Origin of the sequence: Mameliella sp. AT18 (assembly GCF_028807275.1) — a bacterium.
Classification (GTDB): Bacteria; Pseudomonadota; Alphaproteobacteria; order Rhodobacterales; family Rhodobacteraceae; genus Antarctobacter; species Antarctobacter albus.
The window spans coordinates 1-8,952 of sequence record NZ_JARAMO010000138.1 but is presented as its reverse complement, the minus strand read 5'-3'; the positions used below and the strand labels follow the sequence as shown (position 1 = coordinate 8,952).

The window sequence follows — 8,952 nt, the reverse complement described above, 5'->3', positions numbered from 1 at the left end:
TTGAGAGAGAACGAGTCCTGACCCTAGGTTCTCCCAATACTGGGGCGAGCCGAACTGCTGCTCGAGATACATGTACCGGGCTTTGCGCGGAAAGGTGATGTAGCCGAGGCGCCGCACATTGCCTGCGAGCCTGGACACCCGTTTTCGCGCCGCTACCGGTGAAATCCCGAGTGTGACGACCAAATACTCCGAGACCCTGCTTGTTAGACAAGGTCCGTGCGTTTCAAGGAATCTTTCAACTAGGTCGCTCATGATTTTCCGTCCATGTCACACAGCGCTATTCATACCATTGAGTACATGGGTGGGCGCACAGGTTTTGCGCTGTCCATCTTGTGGAATGAATTCGCTATATAATTTTGCCTCCTGAGAGCGGCGAAAAATCAGCGATGTCACAGTGGCCATGTCCGATAGGCCCGCATCGCTCAAAGCTGTGCCAATTTGTGCCCCTCGTGTGGGCGCCAAAGGCACGGCTGGTTGGCTGTTCGACCGTGTTTGCCGAAGCGGCCTGGCATGCCACATTCAGGCCGCTGTTTGCCCTCACGGTTGGCCCGAATGCTCTTCGCTGCGGTGCGCCCGAACGGCTGCTACTATTCCTTGCCGCGCCCGTCATGCCGCGCAGTCATCCGGCCGCTCACCGCCCCCCCTGTGTAGGTCGTGCCACATCAAAGGGCGCGATCCTAGCTGAATGTCCGCTTCCACGTACTGACAAGGTTCGTTCGCGCTTGCGACTAACTTCCGGAAACCGCCCTTTCCGGCAGTGCTTGGAAAGATGCTGCGCTGCGGAAACTTCAGTGCTTCGATACATGCCGGACGATCAGCGAATGTTCGATTTCCGTTCCCTCTCAGCGAACGCGACTCCGGTCGAAGTGCTCAGGCTGCCCTTCCGGAAAGTAATTTGGTTACAGTGCCTTGCAAAGAATTCACCAAATCAGCGCAGTCATCGGGTCCGGAGAAAATCCGGCTCAGAGAACGGATTTTGGGTCAACAGACGGCGCGGCAGTGTTTAGCCTGTCCGACAAACCCCTCTGAAAACACGGGAAAATTCGACCGCCGCCGTATCAGGAGAACGCTTTCGCGAGGGCAAGTGGCGGAGGGGATGGGCCTGACGTCCAACCTTCTCCGGTCATTAAAGCATTGTTATGGATAGGTTTAAACCAGCAGGCGCAAGCCAGTCCCACCGAAACGCCATCAGACGAGCGCGATGTCCGCCTCGCCTCTTTGGGCCAGGAGCGGGTTGTCTTGTGCCGAAGCACTCTCCACTCTTACGAATACCTCCATTGAGAGCAAATCGACGTTCGTTCCGACAAAGTTGCCTGCCACCGGGGTCACCTGTGCGATGTTTCGGGCCACGGCGAGTGGTATCAGGTTCCGGGACCCGAAGCTTCGGTTCGTGGGATCGAAGGCAATCCATCCGGCACCGGGTACAAATATCTCGACCCAGGCATGGGTGGACCCGGAACCCGCAGACCCAAAGAGGCATTCTTCCGCGTCTGACAGATAGCCGGATACGATGCGGGAACCGAGCCCAAGCGTGCGCGCGGCTTCGGCGAACAGGACCGCAAGATCACGGCACGAGCCCCATCGCCGGTCGAGCGTCTCGATCGGTGCCTGGGTGCCTTCAGTGTCGCGGCTCTGGTAGGAAATCTGGGTGAACACACCATTGCTGATGTCCTTCAGCAAGGACAGCGTGTCGGTCGGGCGCGCCATGACAAAGCCCTCGACCCAAAGGGAAAGCCGACCGTCCGGGTCGGGATATTGTGGAACAGTCAACGCGCCCAGATCCGTCCATTCGTCGTCGGCGTAGAGAAAGGGGTACTGCGCGGCCGAGGCGGCGATGGCAAAGACCGGCCATGCAGGCTCGGTGAGATCCACTGTGGCACGGCTCTCGATCACCAGATGATCCGTCACGTCGTCAAAGACGGCGGTGGCGACAGCGTTGCCGGCCACGTCGTGCGCCCAAGTCACCGTCGCCGTCGGAGAAATGGAGAGGGCATGTGCCAGTAGTCGCAGTTCCCTTGTTTCTCGGGGACGTAGCATCAACCGATGGGGTCCAAGAGGGACCTTTTGACGGTATCTGTAGGTCGTGGTGTGAACGATCTCGAGGCAGGCCAAAATGATGTTCCAGTCAGGATTGAGGAAGTCGGCGCGCGGCTGCGGGATCAGCGGCGGCGAGATGCGCCCGCGCTGACGGGCGCGGCGTTCCGCCAGGCATTCAACCCCTTGCAGCGTCGGCAAATCCGTTCTCCGAAGCCTTCGCTCCAGAACGAGGTTTCGCATCGCAGGCATCGGCGTTCTTGCGGAACATCACCCACGGCCCTTGGGGTCGCGATGTCTGGTACGTCACCCTCGGCGATGGCCTCGTCCGCCATCACGTTTTCCCCGCAGCCAGACGGGTGCGCAAGGACGGCGGCGAGTCCGGTCGTGAAGGCATGCCTTCGTTTTCGGCGGTCCGGATCGACTCTTCGTCCCGCGCTCCTCGGGCGGTCGTCTTCGAAGGCGGCGCAGCCAGGTTCGGATCGGATGTCCCAGACCCGGAATAGAGATGTCGCAGGTGCCCCTCGGAGACCCCGTCGGCCTTCATCACGAGCTGTACCATCGGATCAGCCAGCATTTCTTCAAGGAAAAAGTCGGACAACTCCCTGCCGGTCAGCTTGTCCCTGGCGCGTGCTTGGTCGAGGTCGGCAAGGGAAACAGTCAGAGTCCGTGCAAGTCCCGGATGAGATATCCGGGGATGAAGCTTCACAAGGACGGAGGCTTTCCAGGCTGCGGGATCCCGTTGATCAGGGGGCGAAGCCACCTCCGTTTCGATCTCGTACTCTCCCGCCGGGAGCGTCTCGTCAAAGCCCGGAACGGTGAAGGGCCTAGAAAAAACCGCAACGGTCTTGCTCGTCAGATCTTCCATTCGCGCGTTCCTTTCCCATGGTGCTGTGGGCGGTCCGCGCCCTTCACGGGAATGAGGCGCGTAATCGGTGTACACCCTCAAGATGTCTTGGACTTGGCGGGTGCATCCTTGCCAGAAGCCTTGGGCTCGGTCTCCTTGGCAGCGGTCGTCGCTGTTTTCGTAGGCTTGGGCTTTAACGCAGCCGCAGCCCTGGCGGTCAGGTCCTTGAAGGACATGTCATCGATCCTTTGATTTTCCGACGCCAACTCCTCGTCCATTTCGGACCGGGATAATTCGCGTTGGTACTGAACATATGGGGCTGGCGACCCGAATTGCGATGGTGCATCGAAAAAGAAGCCAAGTTCGGTCAGGCCAATTCATCCGTCCAGACCTTGAATTCCATCAAAGCGTTCTGGCCGAATGTCTGGGTCAGAGGAACATCGGCAGCATCGCGACCGCGCGCGATCAGGATCCTCGCAAACCTCGGCTTGTTATTGCGCGGGTCGAACATGTGCCATTCTCCGGCAAGGAATACCTCCATCCAGGCAGCAAAATCCCCCGGCGGATGCGGCATAGGTTCACCGATGTCGCTCAGATATCCGGTGCAGTAGCGGGCCGGAATGTTCATGCAACGACACAGCGCGATGGCGAGATGGGCAAAGTCACGGCAGACACCCTGCCCCTCGGCGAGGGTCTGCGACGCTGTGCGCGTCGCCTTTGCCTGCATATAGTCGAAGCGGACATGTCCATGTACGAAATCGCAGATCGCCTGGACGCGTGACCATCCGGCGTCCGTGGTCTCGAATAGGCGCCACGCCTCCTCCGACAGAAGGTCGGTGTCGCAATACCGGCTGCCCTGCAGAAAGACGAGCGTCTCGAAAGGAAGATCCTGAACCTCGTGCTGCCGCGCGCCGGGCATGGAGAGATCAGACAGGCCCGTGTCGCGGAAGACGCCATCCGTCGACAGGCAGAAGTCGCCCGCCGGAGCCAGGACGCGCGTGCACCAGTTGCCGAAGCCATCCCGGTAGCTTTCGAGGGGCACGCTCGGCGAGGTCACGAGATAATCGGCATGCTCCAGATCGCCGAACCGCGAGTAGTGCACGTTCAGAAGCGCAATCAGCGGCGTCGGATGAGGGAAGCTGTATCGGAGACGACACCCTATGCTGACGCGCATGCCGGACACGCGGCTGCGCATCGTTCTGTCACCCTCATCTTCCAAGGACGCACGCCCCGTCCGAAAGCTGGAAGCCTCGATTGCAGCTCCACCGGTTACCGGATCGGTCGAGATATGCGTTCTCCGGCAGATCGATGGCGACACAGGCGCCATTCAGCACCTCGTATCCGCGCTCGCAGCTCCAGCCCGGTCCATAGGATGCCTCGTCCAGATAAGCATTCGATGGCACGACAACGGCATCGCATCGGTCGTCGATCTTGACGAAGCCTCTCTCACAAGCCCAGGCGGCGCCGTAGTCTGCGTTGGTCAGATACGCGTTCTCTGGCACGGCAATCGGCGAACATGTCCCTGCAAGAACCTCATAGCCACGATCACAGGTCCATCCAGTCCCCGAGTGATCGTCTGTCAGGTAGGCACGCTCGGGGAGCACGATGGGCACGCATGCCTCGTCCTCCTGCCGGAACCCGCGTTCGCATTGCCAATCGTAACCGGAAGACCGGAGGAAGGCATTCGCGGGCACCGGGATGCGATTGCAGGATATACCGTTTACCTCTTCATACCCACGGTCGCACTCCCACCCCGTCCCGTAGGAGCGCCCGGTTGGATAAGCATGCTCAGGGATACCGAGAGCCAGGCATTCGGCGCCCTCCACCCGGTAACCGAGGTTGCAGACCCATCCGTCGCCATAGCTGCGCGGCTGGGCGTTCTCCGGCATTGGGCCGGTGCCATCCTGCGCAAGCACGGGAAAGGCGAAGGAGGCGATTACACCGGCTATGGCTACCGTAGTCGCAATCAGGCTCGCCGGAGGTTGCCTCATCGCCGCTTTCTCCTTGACGGACCAGAGTCCGCGGGTTGCCGCGCGGGTCTTCGATAGCCCTAGCGTCAGCGTTCCGGTCAACCGTCGAGCGGGCAGTGGCGGGGAGGCCCAGGAGTTCGATCTCGATGGCATGCCTTCGTTCTCGGCCACCTGGATCGCGAAGTCCTGTGGGACTGTCGGATGAGTACTAACGGTCATCGGGGTGACAATTTGTGCAAGGCCGCAGCGGCAAGGGCATGTTCCTTCTGGTGGTAGTCGCCGCGAAACTTGCCATCGACCTGCACCTCCCAGATGCCGTTTCTTTCGCGAACATGAACCCCACCGCGCTGTGCCGGCCGGTCCATGGAAGAATCCTTTGCTCCTCTGCTTTTCGGCGGCACGGGTTTCATGTCGGTCATTTCCGGCTCCTTCGCCTTTGGCATGCGCGCTTCTCCGAGGAGCATCACAGCGCGAATGAATTCTGCCGCGTAGTCGTCGGTTTCGCGGTGGTCGTGTTCGTGCCTGGCCATACTCATCGGCTCGACGAAGCGTTCTCGAAGGTGGTCCACGAAACGCGGCTCGGTACGGGCCATGTAGGCGATCAGAGCTTGCAGGATCCGTTCATGAGCCAGCACACGCCGTTCGAGGTCGGTGGTTTCGGGGGAAGCTATCGGCATGGTGTGGTTCATCCTTCATCAACCGTGCTTTCCGGGCGTTCCGGCGAACGGTCGACATCAAGGGCTGCCAGGCATGCCTGCGCAATGTCCCTGTCTGGGGCATCGGTTCCCGGCATGGTCGCCCAGCCGGCTGTCATGAGAGCGTCGCGCCTCTGGTAGGTCGAAGCTGCCCGGATCGTTTTCATCTTGTCCGCTCGAGCCGGGTCAGACCGCGCCATGTCGAGGCAGACCGGTACCATTGAGGTGACGACATCGTTGCGGGACATCGCCATCGCGCGGTCATTCGAAGTGCCGCCGGTCACCCAGCCACCCCATGAAAATCCGACGATACCGACAAAGACAGCGCCGATCACGGCACCATAGATACCGGGTTTGAGCCATTCGGGAGTATTCATTTCAAGTCCTCCTGCGGGGAAAGCGCCGCTTCGCTGTGATTGTTCGTTGCGCTCGTGGTCGCGTCCCGGCGCAGCGCCTTATTCAGGTCGCCGTCGGAAATCGCCCGTAGCTCTGACCGCCCCGCTTGATCGCCCCTTCCGTGAACCGTCAGGTAGGTCGCCGTCCGGCGATACGCCTCGAAGCCGAGACCTTGCAGAAGCTCTTCTTCGACGAGAACCTCGTAGTCGCCCGGGGGCAAATCTCCGGGGTATCCCGGCAAGGTGAACCGGTTCGAAAACGTCACCGTCGATCTGGTCGACCGCATGGTCATCCCTGGTCTCCTCGATGTTGGCAGATCCCTCGCTCACCACTGTTGCCAGCCCGGTGGAGTGCGGGACTGACCAGTGAAACGAATTAATGACTTATACCTCGGGATCGTCCGACCCGCGCTGACGCATGTTAGTCCCGGGCACCGAACCGGCTGCGACCTACCTAGGGGCAGTCGCCCGCACTGACCTGTGTAAGGGCGGCAAGACCGACCTGCGCGTACCCTTTGGGAAACAGGGGCGATCTGCGTTCCTGCAACCCTTGAAAGGATTGGCGATGGCCGACCCCAATGTTCTCAACCCGCACCCGCCGGAGTACGATCGGTTTCTCTGTGCGTCGGTCGGCGAGGACCGGAACGGCTATGCCGTGACGGTGCTCTCCACGCTTGCGCGGCTTGGACTCGATCCATGGAAGGAAACCGCTGAACTGGCCACACTGGGGCCCGACGACGCACGCGCGCGATTGGGGGCACTGCTTGCTCGATTTCGCGACGTTCCTGCGCTCGCCAGCGATCACGGCAGGATTGCACGAGACCTGAGCCAGCTGCTTCCCGAAGGACCGACGTCAGGTGCCCTGCAGCGCGCTGCCTCGACGGTGGCCGATGGCCACCCGGGAACAAGCGGAGCGATCTGGGCGGTGCTCGCGATCATCTTCGCACTGTTTCAGATGTTCATGGTTGGCGGGTCAGGGGCAGGCGAATGACCGTCTCAACCACAACCATGGGCAGACCGGCACATGCGGCACACGAGTCCGGGGCGCTATCGCCTCGCGAACAGGGCGTTCTCTGGGACATGGAGGAATACTTCTGGACCAGTGGCGCCGACAACGCGCGGGCGACGACAGCGACCAACGCAGTCATGGTCTTCCCCTATCCGCCCGGGATCCTCCAGGGCGACCAGATCTGGACCCATCTTCAACAGAGAACCGGCTGGCTGTCCGTCTCGATGGCCGAACGGCGCGTCACACGGTGTCGTGATATCGCCATTCTCACCTACCGCGTCTCGGCAGAAAAACCCGATGTGCCGATCTACAAGGCCCTCTGTGCCTCGACCTACCTCAACGATGACGACAGATGGCTGCGGATTTCCCACCAGCAAACTGCAGTGAATTGAGAAGCGCATGGGCAACCGACCTGCCGCAGGCGTCGGGGCTAACCTGCGTCAGTGCGGCGGGGCGCCGACTCCGCTTAGGTGAGACGTGCCGCCGAACATTCGGTGATGCATTTTTCCGAGTACCCGAGAAGCGTGTGGGCGTGCCGATCCAAAAAGGACGGCATGTCGACACGCTTCTTATTCTCGGAGCGTCCAGAAAGGACAATCCCAATGACTCCCGAACAGAACAAGACCGCCGAAAAGATGACCTCCGTGAAGGCCGCATGGGACAAGGCGCCCGCTGGTCCGAAGAAGGATGCGGCGCTGAAGCACTACCAAGCAGCCGAGAAGGCCAACACCGCGAAGAACGACGCCGAGACCAACAAGGAACTCGATGCGGCGACCCACGCCCTCGCGTAACCTCCGGCGTCTGACGTGAACACTGGGGCCGCCTGCCGAGCAAGGGAGGGCGGCCCTCTCATTTCAGTAGCGGCCCAGTCTGGTCCAGATATTCCGGATCGAACTCGGCAAGTTCCACCAGCCCGCCATAGTCGTGAAACGTAACGCGGCCGTCCCGAAAGGTGACCAGTCCACTCTCGCGAAGCTGCCGCAGGACGCGGTTCACATGGACCGCGCTCAACCCCAGCGTATCGGCGAGGTGGTATTGCGTCAGAGGGCAGTCGAATCCTTCCCTGCTGCCTATTCCAACCAGCGCAAGCCTCGATCCCAGTTCGAGCAGGAAATGCGCCATTCGGGCGTCCGCATCACGCCGACCGATCCCGACCAGATGCTCCACGACCATCGCTTCGTCCCTTGACGCTGCCCAGAGTATGGCGGTCGCGAGGCGCGGCGTCCGCGCGAAGGCATCGATAAGGTCGCTCGCCAGCACTTCGGCGGCCTCGATGTCAACGATGGGTTCGAAGCTGTGATCCGACGTGCGCAACAGGACGCTGCGCAATCCCAGAAAATCCCCCGGCACCTGGAAATCCACGATCTGCCGCGTCCCGTCGGCCTGGAGCTTGTAGGAACAGACCCAACCCGACGACAGAATGTACGCGGCTTGAGCCGACTGCCCCTGATGCACCATGTCACGCGCCGCGCCGAATGAGCGACGACGCTCATGCAGTCGTTCAAGCACGGCCAGCTCGACCTCCGACAGGGCGACGAAGGCGGAGAGCTTGCGTGTCAGGGGGCTATGTTCGGCTGATGTCATGAAGGCTCCCGGCGTGCCGTGACCCAGGAGCGGAAATCGGTCCGGACACTGCTCTGGATCAGTCCAGCATAGAGCACTTCCTGCGAGAAGTACGGATGTATCTGAAACTCGCCTTCCACGGGGATCACGATGCCAAGGAAGGAAACCCGGATGTCGACCGCAAGCGAACATGCAGGCCAGGCTGCCCTTTCGATCTGTGAGGCGCTGCTGCTTGCCATGAACGATCGCGGAGTGCTGCCGGAGCACGAGATCGTGGGGGTTCTTCGCGACGCCGCAGCGACCCATGAGAACGCGGTCGGCACAGACCATGAGACGGAAAACCACCGAGCTGTCGCGGACCTGATCAACGCGATCATCTCCGGCGGTAATTCAGTTCGACGCTTGTGAAGTTGGACCTGTCACGGATTTGTGCCGCTCC

General features: G+C 61.1%; 14 protein-coding genes. 4 read left to right on the top strand and 10 right to left on the bottom strand.

The window, feature by feature from the left end; all coding sequences use genetic code 11:
* The 9 genes from PVW46_RS13940 to PVW46_RS13900 all read right to left on the bottom strand — a co-directional run.
* Positions 1–252 (bottom strand): hypothetical protein (locus PVW46_RS13940; RefSeq protein WP_274576277.1); only part of this gene is annotated, 252 nt, incomplete at its 3' end.
* Positions 253–1,188: 936 nt separating this feature from the next.
* Positions 1,189–2,235 (bottom strand): transglutaminase family protein, encoded by a 1,047-nt coding sequence (locus PVW46_RS13935; RefSeq protein WP_274576276.1) that lies wholly within the window; start codon positions 2,233–2,235, stop codon positions 1,189–1,191.
* Between the two features lie 133 nt (positions 2,236–2,368).
* Positions 2,369–2,902 carry a hypothetical protein gene (locus tag PVW46_RS13930; RefSeq protein ID WP_069211306.1) on the bottom strand — a complete coding sequence of 178 codons (534 nt, stop codon included), beginning with the start codon at positions 2,900–2,902 and terminating at the stop codon, positions 2,369–2,371.
* Between the two features lie 77 nt (positions 2,903–2,979).
* A complete protein-coding gene (locus PVW46_RS13925) occupies positions 2,980–3,159 on the bottom strand; it encodes a hypothetical protein (protein WP_274576275.1) in 180 nt (59 codons plus the stop codon).
* An 89-nt stretch (positions 3,160–3,248) separates the two neighbouring features.
* Positions 3,249–4,055: a transglutaminase-like domain-containing protein gene (locus tag PVW46_RS13920; protein ID WP_069211315.1), complete on the bottom strand. Its 807-nt coding sequence runs from the start codon at positions 4,053–4,055 to the stop codon at positions 3,249–3,251.
* Between the two features lie 34 nt (positions 4,056–4,089).
* Positions 4,090–5,070 (bottom strand): hypothetical protein, encoded by a 981-nt coding sequence (locus PVW46_RS13915; RefSeq protein WP_274576274.1) that lies wholly within the window; start codon positions 5,068–5,070, stop codon positions 4,090–4,092.
* Positions 5,067–5,528 (bottom strand): hypothetical protein, encoded by a 462-nt coding sequence (locus tag PVW46_RS13910; protein ID WP_069211307.1) that lies wholly within the window; start codon positions 5,526–5,528, stop codon positions 5,067–5,069. The genes PVW46_RS13915 and PVW46_RS13910 overlap by 4 nt, the downstream gene beginning before the upstream one ends.
* An 8-nt stretch (positions 5,529–5,536) precedes the next feature.
* Positions 5,537–5,923, bottom strand: coding sequence for a hypothetical protein (locus PVW46_RS13905; RefSeq protein ID WP_069211308.1), 387 nt, complete (start codon positions 5,921–5,923; stop codon positions 5,537–5,539).
* Complete coding sequence (locus tag PVW46_RS13900) at positions 5,920–6,234, bottom strand: hypothetical protein (protein WP_069211309.1); 315 nt, start codon at positions 6,232–6,234, stop codon at positions 5,920–5,922. Before PVW46_RS13900 ends, PVW46_RS13905 begins: the two co-directional genes overlap by 4 nt.
* A 272-nt stretch (positions 6,235–6,506) precedes the next feature.
* Between PVW46_RS13900 and PVW46_RS13895 the strand changes: the two genes are divergently transcribed.
* The 3 genes from PVW46_RS13895 to PVW46_RS13885 all read left to right on the top strand — a co-directional run bounded on the left by PVW46_RS13895 (position 6,507) and on the right by PVW46_RS13885 (position 7,741).
* The gene (locus tag PVW46_RS13895) at positions 6,507–6,932 is read left to right on the top strand and encodes a hypothetical protein (RefSeq protein ID WP_069211310.1); all 426 of its coding nucleotides are present in this window, start codon (positions 6,507–6,509) and stop codon (positions 6,930–6,932) included.
* A gap of 17 nt (positions 6,933–6,949) precedes the next feature.
* Positions 6,950–7,342: a hypothetical protein gene (locus tag PVW46_RS13890; RefSeq protein ID WP_274576273.1), complete on the top strand. Its 393-nt coding sequence runs from the start codon at positions 6,950–6,952 to the stop codon at positions 7,340–7,342.
* A gap of 210 nt (positions 7,343–7,552) precedes the next feature.
* Positions 7,553–7,741 carry a hypothetical protein gene (locus PVW46_RS13885; RefSeq protein ID WP_062563232.1) on the top strand — a complete coding sequence of 63 codons (189 nt, stop codon included), beginning with the start codon at positions 7,553–7,555 and terminating at the stop codon, positions 7,739–7,741.
* Positions 7,742–7,799: 58 nt separating this feature from the next.
* Here PVW46_RS13885 and PVW46_RS13880 read toward each other — a convergent pair whose 3' ends face one another.
* Positions 7,800–8,534 (bottom strand): Crp/Fnr family transcriptional regulator, encoded by a 735-nt coding sequence (locus PVW46_RS13880; RefSeq protein WP_069211312.1) that lies wholly within the window; start codon positions 8,532–8,534, stop codon positions 7,800–7,802.
* A gap of 150 nt (positions 8,535–8,684) precedes the next feature.
* Between PVW46_RS13880 and PVW46_RS13875 the strand changes: the two genes are divergently transcribed.
* Positions 8,685–8,921: a hypothetical protein gene (locus PVW46_RS13875; protein WP_069211313.1), complete on the top strand. Its 237-nt coding sequence runs from the start codon at positions 8,685–8,687 to the stop codon at positions 8,919–8,921.
* Positions 8,922–8,952: the final 31 nt, after the last annotated feature.